This window comes from Flavobacterium palustre, from assembly GCF_014639535.1.
Taxonomy (GTDB): domain Bacteria; phylum Bacteroidota; class Bacteroidia; order Flavobacteriales; family Flavobacteriaceae; genus Flavobacterium; species Flavobacterium palustre.
In genome coordinates this window covers 435,239-457,624 of the sequence record NZ_BMGA01000001.1, presented here as the reverse complement: position 1 = coordinate 457,624, position 22,386 = coordinate 435,239, and the positions used below count along the sequence as shown (strand labels likewise).

14 protein-coding genes are annotated in these 22,386 nt (G+C 35.0%); 10 read left to right on the top strand and 4 right to left on the bottom strand.

Annotated features, from left to right (window positions below):
* Positions 1-296: 296 nt before the first annotated feature.
* From IEV84_RS01960 to IEV84_RS01950, 3 genes are all read right to left on the bottom strand, one after another.
* The gene (locus IEV84_RS01960; protein WP_188491892.1) at positions 297-830 is read right to left on the bottom strand and encodes a putative outer membrane beta-barrel protein; all 534 of its coding nucleotides are present in this window, start codon (positions 828-830) and stop codon (positions 297-299) included.
* A gap of 232 nt (positions 831-1,062) precedes the next feature.
* On the bottom strand, positions 1,063-1,503 hold the full coding sequence (locus IEV84_RS01955; protein ID WP_188491890.1) for a LexA family protein: 441 nt from the start codon (positions 1,501-1,503) through the stop codon (positions 1,063-1,065).
* Positions 1,494-2,768 carry a Y-family DNA polymerase gene (locus tag IEV84_RS01950; protein WP_188491889.1) on the bottom strand — a complete coding sequence of 425 codons (1,275 nt, stop codon included), beginning with the start codon at positions 2,766-2,768 and terminating at the stop codon, positions 1,494-1,496. The genes IEV84_RS01955 and IEV84_RS01950 overlap by 10 nt, the downstream gene beginning before the upstream one ends.
* Positions 2,769-3,058: 290 nt before the next feature.
* Here IEV84_RS01950 and IEV84_RS01945 point away from each other — a divergent pair, with 290 nt between their 5' ends.
* Positions 3,059-3,460, top strand: coding sequence for a T9SS type A sorting domain-containing protein (locus tag IEV84_RS01945; RefSeq protein ID WP_188491887.1), 402 nt, complete (start codon positions 3,059-3,061; stop codon positions 3,458-3,460).
* A 241-nt stretch (positions 3,461-3,701) separates the two neighbouring features.
* Positions 3,702-5,081, top strand: a complete 1,380-nt coding sequence (locus tag IEV84_RS01940) for an MFS transporter (RefSeq protein ID WP_188491885.1) — start codon at positions 3,702-3,704, stop codon at positions 5,079-5,081.
* 18 nt (positions 5,082-5,099) lie between these two features.
* On the opposite strand, the gene IEV84_RS01935 is transcribed toward IEV84_RS01940, so the two are convergent.
* The gene (locus IEV84_RS01935) at positions 5,100-5,819 is read right to left on the bottom strand and encodes an NUDIX hydrolase (RefSeq protein WP_188491883.1); all 720 of its coding nucleotides are present in this window, start codon (positions 5,817-5,819) and stop codon (positions 5,100-5,102) included.
* Between the two features lie 303 nt (positions 5,820-6,122).
* Here IEV84_RS01935 and IEV84_RS01930 point away from each other — a divergent pair, with 303 nt between their 5' ends.
* From IEV84_RS01930 to IEV84_RS01895, 8 genes are all read left to right on the top strand, one after another.
* Entirely contained in the window at positions 6,123-9,215 is a 3,093-nt protein-coding gene (locus tag IEV84_RS01930) for a SusC/RagA family TonB-linked outer membrane protein (RefSeq protein WP_188491880.1), read from the top strand.
* A 10-nt stretch (positions 9,216-9,225) separates the two neighbouring features.
* Positions 9,226-10,812 carry a RagB/SusD family nutrient uptake outer membrane protein gene (locus IEV84_RS01925; protein ID WP_188491879.1) on the top strand — a complete coding sequence of 529 codons (1,587 nt, stop codon included), beginning with the start codon at positions 9,226-9,228 and terminating at the stop codon, positions 10,810-10,812.
* Between the two features lie 21 nt (positions 10,813-10,833).
* On the top strand, positions 10,834-11,697 hold the full coding sequence (locus tag IEV84_RS01920; protein WP_229732571.1) for a hypothetical protein: 864 nt from the start codon (positions 10,834-10,836) through the stop codon (positions 11,695-11,697).
* A gap of 167 nt (positions 11,698-11,864) precedes the next feature.
* Positions 11,865-14,264 (top strand): glycoside hydrolase family 31 protein, encoded by a 2,400-nt coding sequence (locus tag IEV84_RS01915; protein WP_188491875.1) that lies wholly within the window; start codon positions 11,865-11,867, stop codon positions 14,262-14,264.
* 89 nt (positions 14,265-14,353) lie between these two features.
* Complete coding sequence (locus IEV84_RS01910; RefSeq protein ID WP_188491873.1) at positions 14,354-16,363, top strand: glycoside hydrolase family 97 protein; 2,010 nt, start codon at positions 14,354-14,356, stop codon at positions 16,361-16,363.
* A gap of 53 nt (positions 16,364-16,416) precedes the next feature.
* Positions 16,417-17,994, top strand: a complete 1,578-nt coding sequence (locus IEV84_RS01905) for a GH39 family glycosyl hydrolase (RefSeq protein ID WP_188491871.1) — start codon at positions 16,417-16,419, stop codon at positions 17,992-17,994.
* Between the two features lie 42 nt (positions 17,995-18,036).
* The gene (locus IEV84_RS01900; RefSeq protein WP_188491869.1) at positions 18,037-20,265 is read left to right on the top strand and encodes a glycoside hydrolase family 3 C-terminal domain-containing protein; all 2,229 of its coding nucleotides are present in this window, start codon (positions 18,037-18,039) and stop codon (positions 20,263-20,265) included.
* Positions 20,266-20,289: 24 nt separating this feature from the next.
* Entirely contained in the window at positions 20,290-22,374 is a 2,085-nt protein-coding gene (locus IEV84_RS01895; protein WP_188491866.1) for a beta-galactosidase, read from the top strand.
* Positions 22,375-22,386 lie beyond the last annotated feature (12 nt).

Below are 22,386 nucleotides of genomic sequence, written 5' to 3'. Positions count from 1 at the left end.
TGTGGAATCGAATTCGTTTGATTTCACATTTTTTGTTTTCACTTAGTAGAACTCCCTGATTTATACTCTTCAATTTATACGACAAAGAAAATACAATAGACACTTTTTAATAGGTAATTAAAGTAAATCTTTTTCTTACATTTTGTTGAAAGAGATGAGTAGAAAATATAAGTTTGTGGGCACGAATAAGATGCTCGCGCGAGCTGGAGAGTTGGGGAAGTTCTGGTAATATTTAAATAATTTTTATACTTTTTGAAAGTGCGAATTAAAAAGAATTAATTCGCACTTTTTTTGTTTTAGAAGTGTAACGCAAATCCAATGTTTAATTGAAATACATCATCATAAAAATCATCGTTTAATGATACATTATAACGAATCCCCGGCTCGATTGAAACGTTTTTATTTAAGAAAATAGCATAACCACCCTGTAAACCTAAATAGGAAGGGTTTTCGTCGAAATCTTCATAATTCACTCCATTGTACGAAATTTCTAAAGGGAATTTACCTGCGGCATAATACTTCAATCCTAATTTGTAAGCAAAGCTACTTGCAGAGTAATATTCGCCAAAAGCATCATCGTAAAAAGAAGTTTCACCAAATCCTAATCCAAATTTTAAGGCTAATTTATCATCAACAAAATATCCTGCTTCAGCACCAATATTATAATCTGTTTGTCCATCTTCTGACCATAAGCCTATTGAAGTGTTTCCAACTTTCTCGCCAAAACCAGTGTTTGCTTCAATTAACCAACTTCCTTCAGAAATCTGCGATTGTGCATTGGCTGAACCAAATGCTAAAACAGCCATAGCTGCAAAAATTAATTTTTTCATTTTGTATTTCTTTTTTTTTTAAACAAGAATGTAAAACGTCTTTTGCAATCATTTATTTTAGGGTTGTTTACAAGAAAATATCAAAAAACAATAATGTTCTAAAAAATAGTAACTTAATAATCATGTATTCCAACATAACGATTAAGGTAAGTTAGAGTATTCTAGTTGATAAAATTCAAAATAGCTTATGTGCTTTGCGTCTTCTTTTTGCCCTTTGTGGTAAAGCAAGCACTTACATTTTTTTTATCACATAGGTTACAATCCCCCAAATGATGAGCTGGTTTTCTTCTGTGACTTTTATCGGACTGTAATTGCTGTTTTCGGGCATTAGGTAGAGGCAGTCTTTTTCCAGTTTGATGCGTTTTACGGTAAATTCCCCGTCAATATAGCAAATGGCAATTTTGTTGTCCTGCGGTTCAATGCTACGATCCACAATTAGTACATCTTTGTCTTCAATACCGGCATCAATCATCGAATTTCCTTTTACCTTAATATAAAAGGTAGCTAAGGGATTTTCGCTTAACTCTTTATTCAAATCGATATTGTTTTCCATAAAATCAGCCGCCGGCGAGGGAAATCCTGCCGAAACACCGTCGGGGATGAAAGGAATTCGTAGTTCGCTTTCATAATCCGGTTTGTAAAAGCTGAGTTTTTGGTTTTTGTTTATTGACATCGTATTTCGAGAATCTCTTTGAAATTAGTGGTGTATTTATTCGATAAATGTTTCTGGTTCATATCCCAGGTTAGTCTTAAATTCTGGCTGGCCAGTTTTACTTTGGTTTCACCAATTTTAGCGTTGAGACGATCCATAGTTTTCATCAGTGCCAGATGTTTTGGATTTTCTTCTTCGAATAGTTGCAATTGTTTTTGGTTTTCGCCAATGAGTTCGCTGACAATTACGCCTGCTTTTTTAAATTTCAAATGTTCGTTTCCCTGATGCAATTGTTTTAGTAATTCGACAGCGGTATTGGCAATTGTCAAAGTCGAATTGGTGGCATAGGGCAAAGTGATGGCGCTATTAAAATAGTATTTGGATGTTTTTATGGTATGCTTGTCCACAACGAGCATCACAATAATAGTATGACAACAGGATTCCTGTTTACGTAATTTTTCGGCACAAACGGCTGCAAATGTCGTGATGCGTTCCCGCAGTAAATCAAAATCGGCGATTTGTTTGGGGAAACTTCGGGTAATGGCAATGCTTTTCTTTTGCTCAACAATAGGCTCTAAATCTAAAACAGATTGTCCCTCTAACTCCGCTTTTAATCGAAGTCCGGTTACGCCCATAGTATTTTTTATCCAGGCTTCGTGTTGTGGCTGAATAAAATCGAAGGCAGTGTTGATATTGCGCAGTTTTACTTTTTTAGTCATTCGGTAGCCAATGCCCCAAACATCTTCAATTTTGGTCCATTTTAAGGCTTTGATGCGTTTTTCTTCGGAGTCAATAACATAAACGCCCTGAGTTCTGTCCTGGAATTTTTTGGCAATTTTATTGGCTACTTTCGATAAGGCTTTGGTTTCTGCAAATCCTATACATATTGGAATTCCAAGCCATTTTCGAATACGATGCCTCATCTGAAGCCCATAATCATGGTAGTCTACTATGGTTAAACCATCAAAATTCAGGAAGGCTTCGTCTATGCTGTAAATTTCAACATTGGGAGTAAACTGATTCAGAATTGCCATGACACGGCCGCTTAAATCGCCATAAAGCGCATAATTAGACGAAAAGATTTTGATGTTTTTCTCTTTTACCAAGTCTTTAATCTGGAATGCAGGCGCACCCATAGGAATTCCGGCCGCTTTAGCTTCTTCGCTTCTGGAAATTACGCAACCATCGTTGTTCGATAAAACCGCAATGGGTTTGCCATTGAGTTCCGGTTGGAAAACACGTTCGCAGGAAGCATAGAAATTATTACAATCGACTAAAGCATACATGATGCAAAATTAAGCAATACTGCTTTTGAGGAATCTTGTTTCCGAGTTAATTTTTAGCGATTTTGAAAAGAATTTTGATTTTTTCAGAAAGATAATAAAATTGTGAATATTGCTTTTAACTATGCTATTTTACCCACAAACTGTTTGAAATTATCATTTTTTAACTAAAACGTTTTCGTAAAAGGTAATATAGCATACAAATATGAAAAATTACTGAAGTTCAAATAGATACTGACACAGTATCTTTGACCCATATAAAAAAGGAATTATAAATCTAAAAATTCTAAATTATGAAAAAGATTATAAAACTTAGTTTCGTATTAATAGTAGTACTACTTGCTATGAATACTCGTGCAACCGGTGTTAAATTTTCTAAAAATGAAAAAGCCAGTTCAAAAAAGATGGTAACTTTTGCTCTAAATGACATAAACAAAGCTAATGTTTCGATTTATGATGCAAATAATAAATTATTACACACAGAGAAAGTGTACACGTTAAATCTGAATCCGCTTAAATCAAACGAAAAAATCGTGAAAACTTACGATTTGAATCCTTTGGCTGATGGAATTTATTACTTAGTAGCTGAGTCTAATACTAAGATAGTAAAATATGAAATTCTTGTAGTGAATGAAACTGCAACAATCATGTCAGATCCTTATTCAGAAGTGCATAAAACGGTTGCTGTTAAATAATTAAATTGGTTAGGTTAGTAGTAAAGAAGACTCCTTTTAGGGGTCTTTTTTTGTTATATAAACAGGGTACTTATATAAAAACTAGTTATACTAAATAATTAACGAGTCTTCATAGCATTTTGTTTTGAAGCTAATAGTATTATATTTAGATAAAAAACATTAGCAAGTTTGGTGAGTATTGTACTTAATTTTATTATCCTTGTATTGTTATATAACTGGATGTTTAAGTTTCTAAGATTAAATGCGAAATAAGATTAGCTTTAAAGAAAAAGTTGGTTACGGCTTAGGAGATGCTGCTTCTTCAATCTTTTGGAAGATTTTTAGCGTGTATCTTATGTTCTTTTACACTGATGTTTATGGTTTAGCACCTGCTGTGGTAGGGACCATGTTTTTAATAACCAGAATATGGGATTCCTGTTTTGATGTTGTTGTGGGAATTATTGCTGATAGGACTAAAACTCGTTGGGGAAAATTCAGACCTTATTTGTTATGGGTGGCAATTCCTTTTGCGTTAATTGGGGTGTTAACATTTTATACTCCTGATTTTGACGATAAAGGAAAAATTGTTTACGCATATATAACTTACTCTTTGATGATGATGATTTATTCGTTAATCAACGTTCCTTATGCTTCTCTTTTAGGAGTAATGACTTCAGAAAGAAAAGAACGCACTGCACTTTCATCTTATAGAATGTTCTTTGCCTTTGGTGGAAGTTTGTTAGCTTTATGGTTAATTGAGCCATTGGTTTATTATTTTGGTAAAAGTTTAAAATCAGAATCCGGTTGGTTGGGTATGATTGTGGTTTTTGGCATTATTACTACCATTTTTTTCTGGCTTTCCTTTTCTTGGACTAAAGAAAGAATTCAGCCTATAAATGAGAAAGTTAATTTAAAAGAAGATATGAAAGATCTTTGGGCCAATAAACCCTTGTGGATTTTATTAGGTTCAGGGATAGGTATTTTAATATTCAATTCCATTCGAGATGGTTCGGCTGTTTATTATTTTAAATATTATATAGACAGTAGCCAAAGTTATAGCTTAACATTACTTTCGGAGCATTTTATTATCACTCCTACTACCCTTTATTTAGTTTTAGGGCAAGCAGCTAATCTTATTGGGGTTATTGTTGCCACACCGATTGCTAATAAAATAGGGAAGAAAAATACTTTTATGATAGCTACAGTTTTAATCGCTATTTTAAGTGTTTTGTTTTATTTTTTTAAGAAAGAAGATATCGCATTAATTATGTCTTTTCAGGTGTTGATAAGTGTTTGTGCAGGTTGTATATTTCCTTTAATTTGGTCTATGTATGCTGATAGTGCTGATTATTCGGAATGGAAAACAGGGCGACGTGCAACAGGACTTATCTTTTCTGCTTCTTCAATGTCGCAAAAAATAGGGTGGACTATTGGTGGTGCAGGTACGGGTTGGCTTTTAGGATATTATGGTTTTGAAGCTAATGTGGCTCAAAGTTTATTGGTGCAAAATGGAATTTTATTAATGATGAGTATTCTTCCGGCGATAGCAGCTGTTATTGCGTTATTATGTATTTTATGTTATTCTCTTGATGAGAAAAAATTACAAATTATAGAAGATCAACTCGCAGGCAGAAGAGATTAGCTTCTTAAAAAAAACAAATTAAAACTCAAAATTGAATCCTTTTTGAGTTAACAAATCATATATTTCCTGGTCAAATTGGTAGAGTTTAGCTGCTCTGTGTGATACATCTTGCTGTCTTTCATCTAAAGGTTTTAATAACTTCATGTGTAATATTTTTCTTCTGAAATTAGATTTGTCCATTTCTACATCTAAAATTTCTTCATAGAGTTTCATTAGTTGTAATAATGTAAATTTCTCAGGTAAAAGATTGAAACCTATTGGGGCTTGACGTACTCTATTGCGTAAATGTTTTAAGCTGTAATTAATGATTTCATTGTGATCAAAAATTAAATTCGGAATATTTTTAATTTTAAACCATTTAGCATCAGTTAATACTAAGCTGGCTTTCAGTTTGTCGTCTTCTCTTTTTATTAAAGCATAGTAACCTATTGTGAGTACTCTTCTAAAAGATACACGATTTGGGTCTCCAAAAACTTTTAATTGTTCCAGAAAAACATTGTCAAGTCCGGTAAGCTCTTCCAATAAACGATTAGCAGCGTTGTCAATACTTTCATCTTTTTTTATCCAGCCACCCGGAAGCCCCCATTCTCCTTTACTGTCTCCTTCTCCGTGTTGTACTAAAAGAACCTCGAGGATTCCATTACTAAAACCAAATATTACACAGTCAATAGAAATATCATCAATAGCTGATCCTTCAATTATTGGCACAGATTCAATATCATTTTTCTGATTAGACATAAATAGCATAATATTTTACGAAAATAATAAAATATAAGTAATAATGCTTTTGTGGGATATATTATTTGTTATATGTGTATAAATTCTTAAATATAATTGTCTAATATGTTTTTTATTGCTTAAAATTTTGTTAATGTAAAAAAAAGCTATATACTTGTGGTCAATTTAACCATAAGATTGTTTTTTAAATCTTTTTGAAAATCATTCTGTCTTTAAAATGAGTGTTTTGAAATTTTGAGAGTACTTAAATAATTATCATTAAAAAACCATTAACTAAAAAAATTAACCAATTATTAAATTATTATGAAAAGAAAATATTGTATTTCGACAATGCTTCCCTTTTGTATAGCAGTCTTGTTTAGCATGTTTATGCTGCAATCAGGTTTTGCACAACAGCGATCTCTTTCTGTAAGTGGAAAGATAACATCTAGTGACGACGGTATGGGTATCCCGGGAGCTACTGTTATAGTAGAAGGGACTAAAAAAAGTACCACGACCGATTTTGATGGTAAATATCAAATTAATGCAGAATCTGACGCTGTGTTAAAAATCAGCTATATGGGTTATAAAACACAGCAAGTATCAATAAAAAATCAAACAGTAGTAAATGTTGCCATGCAAGTGGAATCAGCAGATCTTAAAGAGGTAGTTGTAATAGGGTATGGTTCACAGAAGAAAAAAGTATCAACAGCCGCTACTTCATTAGTTTCGGGAAAAGATATTCAGCAAGTTGCCAGTCTTGATGTTGTTAATGCTTTACAGGGACAAAGTTCAGGGGTGTCTATTACCTCTACTTCAGGACAACCGGGAGCTGGAATGGCTGTAAATATACGTGGTGTGGGAACGGCAGGAAACAGCTCTCCGCTTTATGTTGTAGATGGAGTTGTTGTGGATAATGGTATTGGGTATCTTGATCCATCCATTATTGAAAGAGTCGATGTGCTTAAAGATGCTTCAGCTGCATCTATTTATGGAGCCAGAGCAGCTAATGGAGTTATATTAGTGACTACTAAAAAAGGTAAAGACGGTAAAATGAATGTGTCTTTAAATAGTTATGCAGGATATCAGGAAGTTGCTAAAAGATTAGACATGCTTAATTCAAATGAATATGCGGTTATTATGAATGAGTCAAGAGTGAATTCCGGTTTTACTCCTTTGTATACTCAAGCGCAAATAGCTGCACTTCCTAATCACGATTGGCAAAAAGATTTATTTAATAATGGAGCTGCAAAACAAAATCACTCCTTAATGATTACGGGTGGGGATAAAAAATCGACTATTGCTACAGGATTATCTTATTATGGACAAGAAGGGCTTATAGGTAGTCAAACTAATCAATCTCAGTATGACCGTATAACATTTAATGTTAATACTACATCTGAAGTTATAGAGAATCATTTGAAGATTGGAGAAAATTTCTCTTTTGCTAATATCAAAAGTAACGGTGTTTCTGATCAGGGATTATACAATAACAGCATAAGAAGTTTTTTAAATGCATCTCCTTTAGATGCGGCATATAATGCTGATGGCAGTTTTGCAACTTCAATTATTGCGGCTGATGTTTTTAACCCGGTAGCTTCTCTGTATCACAATAATTTTAAAGAAGATAAAGTAAATCGTTATGTGGGAAATATATTTGCAGAAGCAAAATTTTTGAAGAATGTTACATTCAAAACGAGTTTTGGAGTGGATATGACGGATAGTTCTTTTCGTTCTTTTAAACCCGTTTATAATGAAACACTTTTTGACAATAACCTTATCTCAAGTGTTACACAAAGTTCCAATAAAAGCAGGGGTTGGTTGTGGGAAAACACATTGCAATATAAAGCTGCTATCAATGATATCCATCATTTTGATGTGTTGTTAGGAACTTCTGCTAAGTCAAACATTTCAGAAAGTATGGGGGCTACAGGTAAAAATTTAACTTTTAATGATTTTGATCACGCCTATTTAAGCAATGCAACGGATAAAACATCAAACACAGTAAATGGTGAAAGATATGATTATAGAATCCAATCTTATTTTGGAAGATTATTATATGATTACAACGATAAATATTTATTCACTGCAACGATAAGAAGAGATGGTTCTTCTGAATTTGGTTCCAATAATAAATACGCTTACTTTCCAGCGGTATCAGCAGGATGGAATGTAGATCGTGAAAATTTCTTTCCACAAAACAGCTTTATAAAATCGTTTAAAATAAGAGCCAGTTGGGGACAAAATGGTAATGATCAATTTTCAAAACGATTTGCTTACATGTCTACGATAAACTCTTATGATAAAAACTATCATTTCGGAACAGGACCTAATGAAACACTTTACACAGGTTCCAGTCCGGATGCACTTTCAAATCCTGATTTGAAATGGGAAACATCTGAGCAAACAGATTTTGGTTTTGATGCTACATTGTTCTCAAATCTTACTTTAACATTCGATTATTATAACAAAACAACCAAAGACTGGTTAGTCCAGGCATCAATTCCTGAAATTGCCGGGGCTACTGCTCCCTTTATTAATGGTGGTGATGTTAATAACAAAGGGATTGAGTTAGGAGTAGGATATAGAACTAATTTTGGGAAAGACTGGTCATTTTCTATAAACGGAAATATATCCCATAATAAGAACGAAGTACTTCGTGTTGCTAATTCTGAAGGTATCATCCATGGAGAAACGAACCTGCTTTTTCAAGGTTTAGATGAAATGAATCGTGTAGAGGTAGGACAACCAATAGGTTATTTCTACGGACTTAAAACCGATGGAATTTTTCAAAATGCAGCTGAAGTAGCAGCGGGAGTTCAGCCTAATGCACTTCCTGGGGACGTTCGTTTTGTTGACTTAAACGCTGATGGGAAAATTGATGCCAGCGATAAAACTAACATTGGAAATCCAAATCCGGACTTTACTTATGGATTAAACCTGGAGCTGTCTTACAAAGCTTTTGATTTTTCAATTTATACTTATGGAGTTTCAGGAAACCAAAATGTTATTGGGCTTCGCAGTATCGAACGTCCTTATTCTAATTATACAACCACAATCTTGAACCGTTGGACAACAGAGGGAAGTTCTAATTCTATACCAAGAGTTACTTATGGTTCGGATGCGAATGGGAATTATACTAAAATGTCTGATTTGTATGTTCAGGATGCGAGCTTCTTTAGAATTAAATCGGCTACCTTAGGTTGTGATTTGACAAAACTAACAAGCAGATTAAATTTCTTTTCTAAATTCAGATTATATGTTGCCGCCAACAATCTATACACTTTTACCAAGTATAGAGGAATGGATCCGGAAATTGGGTTTGGAAACGTAAACCAATCATGGGCAAAAGGGATTGATGTGGGCTACTATCCACAGCCAAGAACTTATATGATGGGACTTAATGTTAACTTCTAATTATCAAAAAATGAAAAATTATATTAAACTTTTTACAGCATCAACTCTATTAGTATTAGGTTCTTGCTCGAATGATTTTTTAGACACTGCACCTGTAACCGAAAAGGTTTCAGAGAATTTTTATACAACTCCGAAAGATGCTTTTGAAGGACTTGTTTCCATATATGATGTATTGCAACAAGAAGGCGGCTGGGCAGGATTTCAGATGATCACAGAAGAAGCTTCAGATAATTGTTTTGGAGGTTTTGGAACTGCTGACGGAATAGCTGTTTTAGACTGGGATCGTTTTAAAAACAGTTCAGATCCGGAAATGAATAATGTCATCTGGCAAAGTTGCTATAAAGGAATATACAGAGCCAATATTTTATTAGAAAATTTAGATAAAGTAAACTGGGGTGCTGATACAGCGCTTAAAGCAAAATATGAGGCGGAAGCCCGTTTTTTAAGAGCCCATTTCCATTTTGAATTGGCGAGAATTTTTGGAGATATTGTTCCACTTGATCATTCTATTAATACAAGCGAATTTAATTCTCCAAGATTGGCTCCGGAAGTTACTTATGCTTTAATTGCCAATGATTTAAAATTTGCGATAGAAAATCTTGGTAATGAAAATTATTCTCAGGTAGGAAATACAAATTATGGTCGCATCACTAAATGGGCTGCTGAATCTTATTTGGCGAAAGCTTTTATATTCTATACAGATTATTATACTAAACCTGATTTAGCAGGTGTAGTGACCAAAGCCCAGGCAGTGACCTATATTAATGATGTTGTGAATAATAGTGGTCACGCTTTAATCGCAGATTATTCCCGTCTATGGCTGGCTGCATCACTTGCGAATTATGCAGGGGAAGGTAATACAGAAATGGTTTGGGCTATTCGTTATAACGGAAGCGGTAAAGGAGATTGGAATCTTCACGAAGGAAATCGTTTGTCAGTATTAATTGCGCCACGTGGCGGAAATATAGGACGATATGCTTACGGTTGGGGTGGACTTCCTGTTACACCTAGTCTTTACAACGCATACGAAGTAGGGGATACCCGTAGGGATGCCACCATCATCAATTTTGCAGGAGAAGGATTGAATTTTGATCCGGCACCAAATAAAAGAGATCAACGCCAATATACAGGATATGCCTGGAAAAAATATTGTCCGGTTACCAATGAAGCCGGAATTGCCGACGTGACTGCCAATGGTGGGAATTTCCAAATTGACAATGTTGAAGATTATGCGGTAATACGATTTTCGGATGTATTGCTAATGGCTGCCGAACTTAATCTCGGTACAAATGATGCTTTTGCAAAAGACTGTCTTGATAAAGTTCGTGATCGTGCATTCCAAAATGCCAATCATCGAGTAGCTGCTAATTTACCAAACATTATGAAGGAGCGTCAATTAGAACTTGCATTAGAAGGACAACGTTTTTTTGACCTAATCAGACAAAGTATGGCTATCACTAAAGCTGCTATTGACAATACAAATAGTGATTCTCAATTTAACGTAACATTTAGACCGGAAACACTAGGATGGTTTGCAATACCTCAATCACAAATTGTACTTTCTAACGGAGCAATAAAACAAAATCCAGGTTGGTAATAACCTTAAAAAATAATGATTATGAAAAATATATTTTTAACATTCGTAACTATAATTACACTAGGGTCGTTGTTTTCTTGCGAACCGATAGAAGACCGCAATAGTCTTCCTGCAATGACGCTTGAGCCCGCAGATCTGAATTTTACAGCTGTAGTAAATGGAAATAAAATAGAATTAAAAAACTTAACTCCCGACGTTATACCTTATTGGAGTTATGTTGATTCAAAAGGGAATGAATTAGGACATTCAAATCTAAATGAAACAACTATTCCAATGCCATTTGCGGGTACTTATACCATTAATTTTTCAGCCTATACAAAAGGTGGTTCAGTAACAGCTTCAAAAACGGTAACCATTTCGGCAAACGATCAAACGTTATTTAGTGACCCCAGATGGGCAATGCTTACTAACGGTATAGCCGGAAAAACATGGGTGTTTAATATGGTTACTGAAAGTCCATTTGCATTTGTTGGAACTGGATATATAAACAAGACAGTAGAAGGAGATTGGGCTTGGTACCCAGGGAGTATCAATGATGTTTCCTGGTCAGGTATAGAAAACAAAGATTGGGGAGAAGTTACTTTCGACCTGAATGGAGGTTATAATGTTAAAGTAACACAAACTTCATTGACTACAGGAAGTGCCGTAAAAACTACTAAGTCGGGAACCTACAATTTTAGTCTTACGACAGCTTCTGTAAATGACAGAATTATAATAAATGGAGGAATTGAAATGCTGCATACTAATGCTTATTATGATCAAACAATGTCAGGTTTTTCATTTTCTAATGTTAGGTTAATAGAGCTTACAGCAAGTTCTTTGAGATATGCTGCGATTCGTAATGATGGCGTACAGGTAGTTATGAATTTAATTCCTAAGAGTTAAATAGAACACCAGAAAAGTTCTTGAATCATATTGATTGATGTTCTATAGTAATTCAGGTATTTAATGAACTAAATAAATTAGAATTAATGCTAAGTTTTAAAGAGCTTAAAGTAATACTATATTTACATCAGTCAAATGATTTAATTAAAAAAATAATAAATATAAAAATGAAGAAAACTCATATAACTACTCTGTTTTCAATCTTTGTTTTTGGGATTCTGGCTATTCCAAATGCAACAGCACAAATTCAAAATGCAGATGTGTTAAATGCACCAATAGATATCAGCAAGGATTTCCAGAATTATCTGAATACCTTTTATTTTGCTGATGAGTTAACCAATTTTGACCCTGCTACAGGAAAGGGAACTATAAAATATTTGCGTTACAATTATCAGACACGTCAGGCTTTCAATAATATGATGATGAAACCTGCTGTAGTTCCTGCTAATGAATTTCCAACGACAGAGTATGAAGTTTCTCCTGAATTGCCTTTTCAGATTCAGTTTGTATCGGATCGTTCTATTCGTATCAAAACTACTTCCGGGCCACAATTTCATCCTGAAAAAGAGTCTTTAATGTTGGTTGATGGAGTAGCTCCAAATCATCCGGAATTATGGAAGTCTTCTAAAATAGAAGGGGGGTACAAATACACAAGCAAGCATGGTTCTGTTGAGATTTTGTCAAAACCATGGCATGTGAAAATTTATGACGAAAAAGGAAAATTACTAACCAGTACACTTCACGATTCTGATTTTAAAAATACTTATACACCAACACTTCCGTTTTCGTTTGTTCGTAGAAACAGCGATTATTCAAGAAGTATGGGAGCTGCTTTTAGCTTAGAACCGGACGAAAAAATATTTGGTTGTGGTGAATCTTTCACACAGTTTAACAAAAGAGGGCAAAAAGTAGTTTTATGGACAGATGATGCCAATGGTATTCAAAACGAAACGATGTACAAACCGGTTCCGTTTTATATGAGCAGCCGTGGTTATGGAGTTTTCATGCACCATTCGACTCCAATTACAGTAGATTTTGGTAGATATTTTAATAGTGCCAATGAAATGTATATTGGCGATGACGAAGCTGATTTATTTTTCTTCATTGGAGAACCAAAAGAAGTTCTGGACGAATATACCAACTTGACAGGGAAAGCTGCAATGCCTCCGCTTTGGTCATTTGGCTTCTGGATGAGTCGTATTACTTATTTCTCAGAAAAAGAAGGACGCGATGTTGCAAAAGATTTACGTAAATATAAAATCCCAACCGACGTGATTCACTTCGATACAGGTTGGTTTGATGTAGATTGGAGAAACAATTACGAGTTTGCTAAATCCCGTTTTCCAGATGCGCAAAAAATGATGTCGGATTTGAAAGACGACGGATACCATGTGTGTTTATGGCAATTGCCTTATTTCACACCAAAAAATACATTGTTCAATGAAATTATGGACAAAAATCTGGCAGTAAGAGATCGCAAAGGGAATCTTCCTTATGAAGATGCTGTGTTGGATTTCTCTAATCCTGAAACGGTGACTTGGTATCAGGGAAAATTAAAGAAATTATTCGATCAGGGAGTTTCAGTTTTCAAAGTAGATTTTGGTGAAGCTGCACCGCCGGAAGGAATTTATCATTCGGGGCGTACAGGTTTCTATGAGCATAATTTATATCCATTACGTTACAACAAAGCAGTTGCCGAAATTACTCAAAAAGAAAAAGGATATACTTTAATCTGGGCCAGAAGTACTTGGGCAGGTAGCCAGCGTTACCCATTACATTGGGGTGGTGATGCCGAAACAAGTAACGGAGCAATGTCTGCCGAATTAAGAGGAGGACTTTCATTAGGATTAAGCGGATTCAGTTTTTGGAGTCATGACGTAGGAGGATTTGCAACTAAATCTCCTGAAAATTTATACAGAAGATGGGCTCCTTTCGGGATGTTTACTTCACATGTAAGAAGTCACGGTGAGCCTCCGCGTGAACCTTGGTTGTACAGTAAAGACTTTTTGGAAGGATTTAGAAAAGCCGATAATATGCGTTATGAGTTGATGCCATATATCTATGCTCAGGCAAAAGAAAGTTCTCAAAAAGGATTACCAATGATGCGTGCTCTGTTCTTGGAATATCCAAATGATCCGGGTGCCTGGTTAGTGGATAATGAGTATTTATTTGGGTCGAGTATTTTGGTCGCACCACTTTTTGAAGAAGTTACAGAAAGAGACGTTTATCTTCCGGCAGGAACCTGGATTGATTACCAAACTAAAAAAGTATACCAAGGAGGATGGCATAAAATTCAGGCTGGCGAAGTGCCAATTGTAGTTTTAGTTAAAGACGGAACAGCAATTCCTCATATTGGATTAGCACAATCTACCAAAGATATGGATTGGAGCAAATTGACTTTAAAAGTATATGCATCTGATGCTACAACAACTGCTACTGCTAAAGTTTTCTTGCCAGAAAGTGAAGCGGTACAAACGATTACTGTTTCTAAAAAAGGGAACAATTTTGAAACAACTTCAAATCCATTAACTGGAAAAACCACTTTCAAAACAGAGTGGATAAAATAAATAAGTTGAGTTTGGTTTAAATTGAAAGTGGGGGTTAGTTAGGTTAGTGCTAACCCCGATTTTTTTAAAATTACAATTAAAAAAACATCATGTTAAAAAACATCATAATTCCGGCATTTTTAGTTGCACTGACAGTTGTCAGTACTGCCCAGGCTCAAAAAAGCAATTCTTATGAACTGGCTTCTCCAGGAGGAATAAACAAAATTAAATTTAACCTCGATAAATCGGCTCCAAAATATGAAGTTTCACACGGGAAAATCCAAGTGATTACTCCATCGGATATGGGTTTTATGCTGAAAAACAATGAAGATTTCAGTTCCAATTTCGAAATAACAAACGTAAAAAAATCAACTTTCGATGAGACTTGGGAACAAGTTTGGGGAGAAAAGAAAAACATAAGAAACCATTATAATCAGTTAGTGGTTCAATTGCAACAAAAGGACAAGAATAAGCGCAAATTGGAAATTCAGTTCCGTGCTTATGATGATGGAATTGCTTTTAGATATGTATATCCAAAACAAGAAACGAAAGACAGCATCTTTATCATGGATGAAAAAACAACTTTCAACCTGAAAGAAGATGGGAAAGCATGGTGGATTCCTGCTAATAGAGAAAATCGCGACGAATATTTGTTTAAAGATGCTCCCGTAAGTACTCTTGATACCGTTTTGACACCGCTTACTATTGAGAGTAAAAGCGGATTGGCGCTAAGTTTTCATGAAGCAAATCTAAAAGATTTTGCCAGTATGACTTTGGTAAACAATATTGGAACACAGCTTAAATCTGATTTAGTGCCTTGGGCTGATGGTGTAAAAGTTCGTGTAAAAGATACGTTTACCTCTTCCTGGAGAACGCTTCAAATTGGTGAAAAACCAGCAGATTTGATTACTTCTTATTTGATTCTGAATCTAAATGACCCAAATAAATTAGGAAATGTAAATTATTTTAAACCTTATAAATATTTCGGAATCTGGTGGGGAATGCATATCGGGAAATACACATTTTGGGAAAGTGACAAGCAAGGTGCCACAACCAAACGTGCCGAAGAATACATGGATTTTACAGCCAAAGAGGGTTTTCATCATTTGCTGATTGAAGGATGGAATAAAGGATGGACTCCAGCCTGGTATGAAAACAAAATGCACATGTTTAGTTTTACAAAAAGTGCAGACAATTTTGATTTAGAAAAAGTAGTAGAGTATGGAAATAAAAAAGGCGTTGCGCTAATTGGCTACCACGAAACAGGTTCAAACCTTATTAATTATTTAAAAGAAGTTGATGATGCTTTCGCTTTGTATAAAAAACTGGGAATGCATTCGGTAAAAATTGGTCACGTAGGTTCTAAATTAAACATGAAAGAAAATCACTTTGGACAATTTGGAGTGAATTATTTCAGATATATTTTAGAAAAAGCAGCTCAATATGATTTGGCAGTATTGTATCATGAATCGATAAAAGATACGGGAGAACGTAGAACTTTCCCAAATATGATTTCAAGAGAAGCGGCAAGAGGACAGGAGTATAATGCGTGGAGCGAAGGAAATCCGCCAAATCACTTAACCATTATTCCGTTCACAAGATTGCTTTCCGGACCAATGGATTTTACACCTGGAATTTTTGATGTTGAGGTAAAACAAGGATTTCCAAGCAAAAGAGTTCATGGCACAACGGCTCAGCAATTGGCATTGTATTTAACCATTTATGCGCCAATACAAATGATGGCCGACCTTCCTGAAAATTACGAAGGAAAACCAGCATTACAATTCTTAAAAGACGTTCCGACAGATTGGGAAGATACCAAAGTTTTAGAGGGTAAAATAGGAGAATACATCACAACCGCCCGTAAAGACAGAAACAGCGCCGATTGGTATTTAGGAACGATTACAAACGAAAAAGCCCGCGATGTAAATGTTTCATTATCATTCTTAGATCCAAAAGTTACTTACGAAGCACAGATATATGCTGATGCAGAAGGAACAGATGAAACACACAATCCATCTGCGGTTGCCATTTCTAAAAAAACAGTAAAAGCTTCAGATGTATTAAAATTACATTTAGGTGGAGCCGGCGGAACTGCAATCCGATTTAAAAAAATATAAATTAATCATATCCGACAGGTTTTTTAAAGTCAGTTGGGTTTATAAAGTTTAATATGAAACAGTATTTATTAGCAGTCCTTTTATTATTTCTGACTTTTTCAAAAATTTCAGGACAAACTGCCAATGCTTCTAAAAGAGTTATAAAAGTCGACTATAATAAATCGGATGGGAAAATGAACACCATGTTCAAAGAATGTATTGGTGCTGGTCGTGCCAATGAAGGCCTAAGAGCTGATTGGCAACAGCAATTGGCTATGGCCAAAAAAGAATGTGATTTCAAATACATTCGCATGCATGGTTTATTGACCGATGACATGGCGGTATATCGTGAGGATAGTAAAGGAAATCCGGAATATAATTATCAATATATTGATGCTTTATATGATTTTCTTATCAGTATCAAAATGAAACCATTTGTAGAATTAGGATTTATGCCTAATGCCTTAGCAAGTGGAAGTCAAACTATTTTTTGGTGGAAAGGCAATGTTACACCACCAAAAGATTATAATAAATGGGGGGATTTAATTAAAAACCTAACACAACATTTTACAGAACGTTATGGATCTGAGGAAGTAAAAACCTGGTATTTTGAAGTTTGGAATGAACCTAACTTATCGCCTGGTTTTTGGACAGGCACTCAGGCAGAATATTTCAAATTATATGAATACGCTGCAAAAGCCATTAAAAGTGTAAATCCAGATTATAAGGTAGGAGGTCCTGCAACTGCCGGAGCTGGCTGGGTTCCCGAAACAATCGATTTTTGTGCTAAAAATAATGTCCCGTTAGATTTTATTTCTACACATACGTATGGAGTGAGTCAGGGATATTTAGATGAATACGGTTCAACAGGGACAGTCTTGAATAAAGATGATTCAAGCGTGAGTGGAGATGTTATCAATTCCGGAAAACAAATCGCAAATTCGGCTAAACCAAATCTTGAATTGCATTATACCGAATGGAGTTCATCCTATACTCCTGCCGATCCAATTCATGATAGTTATCATTCGGCTGCTTATATTCTTCAAAAATTAAAACAAGTGGGGAATGCTCCAAATTCGATGTCTTATTGGGTTTTTACCGATATTTTTGAAGAGCCTGGACCTAGATTCACTCCTTTTCACGGAGGATTTGGATTATTAAACACTCAGGGAATTAAAAAGCCAGCCTATTTCTCTTATTATTTAATGAATAAATTGGGAGAAACTGAACTTAAAAATACTGATACTTCATCCTGGGTGACTAAAAACTCCAAGGGAGATGTACAAGTTTTATTTTGGGATTCTACTTATACACTACCTGAAAAGGATGTTAATAATCAGGCGTATTACATCAAAGATTTACTATCAAAACCAAAAGGAGAAGTAAAAATTGAAGTGGAAGGTTTGCAGAAAGGAAAATACAATCTGGAGATTTATAAAGTAGGATATAAAGTAAATGATGCTTACACCGATTATTTAGCGATGGGCAAACCAAGTCAGCTAAATCGTGAACAGCTAAAATCAATCAAACAAAAAGTTAATGGTGAACCAATTTCAACTGAAAAAGTAACTATTGATGCCTCCGGAAAGTATAGTAGAAGTTATAAGATAAATGAGAACGATGTTGTCTTCTTCAATTTTGTAAAACAATAGGGAATAGAATTTCGGACATTAATAAATTTTAATAATATCATAATGAAAAATACAATCAAATATGTCGCAATGGCTGTATCTATCCTGGCATTTGCTGATGGTCATGCACAATCGGCAAAATCTAAAAAGCAACAAACCATTTATAAAGGTAATGAAATAACTAGCGAGTATGATACTCAGATTAGCAAGTTAATTTCGCAAATGACTTTGGAAGAAAAAATTGGAATGTTGCATGGAAACAGTATGTTTAGTTCTGGAGGAGTTAAACGTTTGGGTATTCCTGAATTAAAAATGGCAGATGGTCCACTTGGAGTTCGTGAAGAAATTTCCCGTGATAATTGGTCTCCTGCAGGGTTAACCAATGATTTTGCGACTTATTATCCGGCTGGAGGGGCATTAGCAGCTACCTGGAATTCTGAGATGGGCTATACTTTTGGTAATAGTTTAGGACAGGAAATGCGTGCCAGAGATAAAGATATGTTGCTTTCGCCGGCTATTAATATCGTTAGAACTCCGCTAGGTGGTAGAACGTATGAATACATGAGTGAAGATCCATTCTTGAACAAAAAAATAGCTGTGCCTTTAATTGTTGGTTTACAGGACAATGATGTTATGGCTTGTGTAAAACATTTTGCAGCTAATAATCAGGAAACGAATCGTGATTTTGTAGATGTTCAAATTGATGAGCGTGCACTTCGTGAAATTTATTTACCTGCTTTTGAAGCCTCAGTAAAGGAAGCTAAAGCGTATAGTATAATGGGAGCTTACAATAAATTCAGAGGTGAATATTTATGTGAGAATGATTATATGCTTAACAAAGTATTGCGCGACGAATGGGGTTTCAAAGGAATTGTAGTTTCTGACTGGGCTGCTGTACATTCTACTGTAAAATCTTTAGAAAGCGGTTTGGATGTTGAAATGGGAACACCAAAAAAGTTCAATGAATTTTTTCTGGCAGATAAATTATTAGCTGCGGTTAAAAACGGTGAAATATCAGAAAAGGAAATTGATAAACATGTGAACCGAATTTTGCATACTTTATATCAGGTAAAAGCAATGGGTGGTAAAAAGCGTGTTACCGGAAGTATTTCAACCGAAGCTCATTATCAGGACGCTTACAAAATTGCTTCAGAAGCGATAGTATTATTGAAAAATGATAACAAGATGTTGCCTTTAAAACTAGATGGGGTAAAATCAATTGCTGTTATTGGTAATAATGCAACTAAAGTAAATGCATTACGTGGATTTGGTGCTGGTGTAAAAACTAAAAGAGAGGTTACACCATTAGATGGATTGAAAAATAGATTGCCAGAATCCATTAAAATCAATTATGCTGAAGGCTATTTAGAGCGTTACGAAGTAAAAAATAAAGGGAATTTGGGCGACATTACCATGAATGGTCCCGTAACGATAGATCAATTGGATCCTGTTAAATTGCAAGAAGCTATAGAGGCAGCAAAAAACTCTGATGTTGCAGTAGTTTTTGCCGGTTCAAACCGTGATTACGAAACTGAAGCTTCAGACCGTAGAGGCTTACATTTACCTTTCGGTCAGGAAGAATTGATTAAAAAGGTGTTAGAGGTAAATTCAAGAACGATTGTGGTTTTGATAGCCGGAGCTCCTTTTCAAATTGATGATTTAAGTAAAAAAACGAACACTTTGGTATGGAGCTGGTTTAATGGATCTGAGGGTGGAAATGCTTTAGCAGATGTTTTGCTAGGGAAAACAAATCCTTCAGGGAAATTACCTTGGACAATGCCAAAAAGCATTATGGATTCTCCTGCTCATGCAACCAATAGTTTTCCCGGAGATAAAACTGTTGAATATAAAGAAGGAATTTTGGTTGGTTACAGATGGTTTGATACTAAAAATGTAGCTCCTTTATATCCTTTCGGATACGGATTATCATACACGACTTTTTCTTTCGCTGGTGCTAAAACTGATAAAGCTTCTTACGGTGTTGATGATACAATCATAGTTTCGGTAACTGTTAAAAATACTGGAAAAGTAGAAGGGAAAGAAGTGGTGCAATTGTATACTTCTAAATCAGATTCGAAAATTGAGCGTGCTGCACAGGAATTAAAAGGATTCCAAAAGGTATCAGTTAGCGCAGGAAAATCATCAACGGTAACAATTCAAGTTCCTGTAAAAGAACTGGCATATTACAACGTAGCAACCAAAAGTTGGACAGTTGAGCCAGGGAAATATACTTTGAATATTGGTAATTCTTCTCGTGATATCAAAAATAAAATTGATATTGTCATAAAATAACATCTGCTATAAACCAACCAAAAAGTGAAAAACATATTTTATATAGCGGTATTATTTTTATTGGTCATCAACATAGTTAGTGCACAAGATAGTTCCCGTTTCTTTCCCAAAAAAGATTTAATGACTTTTGGTGTATATTATTATCCTGAACATTGGGATTCGTTAGAATGGGAGCGCGATATCAGGAATATATCAAATTTAGGATTTCAGTTCATTCATATTGCTGAATTTGCATGGATAGATATGGAACCCGAAGAAGGTAAGTATAATTTTAAGTGGTTAGATACAGTTATTGGTTTAGCTGCTAAATACCATTTGAAAGTTATTTTGGGAACACCCACGTCGATTTCTCCGGTTTGGATGGGAATAAAATATCCGGAGATTTATGTTTTGAATTCCAATTATCAAAGAGCTGAACATGGTACAAGAGGGGTTCAAAGCTTATCTAATCCGGTTTGGAGAGATTTTTCTAAAAAAATTATCACTCAAATGGGACAGCGATATGGTAATAATACCACCGTTATAGGTTGGCAATTGGATAATGAACCTGAAGGAAGAGAAGATTATAGCGCTTCCTCACAAGTAGCTTTTCAGCTTTGGCTTAAAAACAAATATCAAACAATTGCAGCATTGAATAATGCTTGGGGAGCCGCTTTTTGGAATCAAAGTTTTAGTGATTTTGGTCAGATTAAAATTTATAATGCTAATCTTGTAGGTTGGTGGGGAGCAAATCCTCATGCACTATTAGACTTCAAACGTTACACCGCTGATGCACAGGCAGATTTTTTGGATTTTCAAGCTACAATACTTCGGTCTCTAATTTCTAAAAATCAGTATGTTACGACTAATTATACCGCTACATCAGCTGGTGCTGACCCAAGAAGAACCTATAAATTAGATTTTAATTCATTTACTTCTTACCCCAATAAGGGTAATGCTAATATTGGTGACAAAGGTTTTAGATTAGGTGATCCTAAAGAACTTTCTTTTGGTTTGAGTTTTTTTAAACAAGAACATACTAATGCCGGAATTATGGAGCTTCAGCCGGGTTGTGTAAATTGGGGAGCTATAAATCCTTTATTGGAACCGGGCACAGTACGTATGTGGTTGTACCATTGTTTTGGAGGTAATTTATCTTTTGTCTGTTCGTATCGTTATCGTCAAATAAATTATGGTTCAGAACAGTATCATGCCGGAATTACCAAATTAGATGGAGTAACGCTTTCCCAGGGAGGAAAAGACTATCAGCAAACAATAAGTGAAATGAAAATTTTACAAAAAGCATACAATCCTGATGCTAAAATGCCTAAAATAATTCAGGCTCGTAAAACCGCTGTGTTGTGGAATTATGATAATTATTGGAGCATGGGAAGGCAAGGTCAAACGACCCAGTGGAATACTTTGTCATTTTTTCAGAAATATCTGGAAATCGCAAAATCATTTGGAGCTCCAGCTGATATTGTATATGAAAATGATGATTTGAATGAGTACAACATAGTAATCGCTCCGGCATTTGAATTGGTTGATAAAACGCTTATTAGCAAATGGGAAAACTATGTGAAACAAGGAGGGAATTTAGTTTTAACGGTTCGAACGGGAGTAAAAGATAGAAACGGACATATTTTTAGATCGGGTTGGGGAGAAATAATTTCACCTCTTATTGATGCTAAGATTGATAATTTTGATCATTTACCGGCTAATGTTGAAGGGAAAATATCAGCTTTAGGAAAGAGTTATTCTTGGAATAACTGGGCCGATTTAATTGAAGCGAATCAAAAAAAGAATGTTTTGGCAATTTATGCTGATCAGTTTTATGCCGGGAAAGCAGCCGTTGTTACTAATACCATTGGAAAAGGAACCGTTACATATATTGGTGTAGATACAGATGATGCTAGTTTAGAGCGTGATGTTTTGAGAAAAGTATATGAACAAGCAGGAGCAACTACCGAAAATTATCCTGAAGGAGTTTATGTTCAATGGCGTGATGGATTTTGGGTCGCAGTAAATTATTCATCAACAGATTACCAATTACAAATTCCTGCCAAATCAGAAATCCTTATAGGTAACGCTACAGTAAAACCTGCAGGAGTAACTGTTTGGAAAGAGTAGGTTTTTAGATAA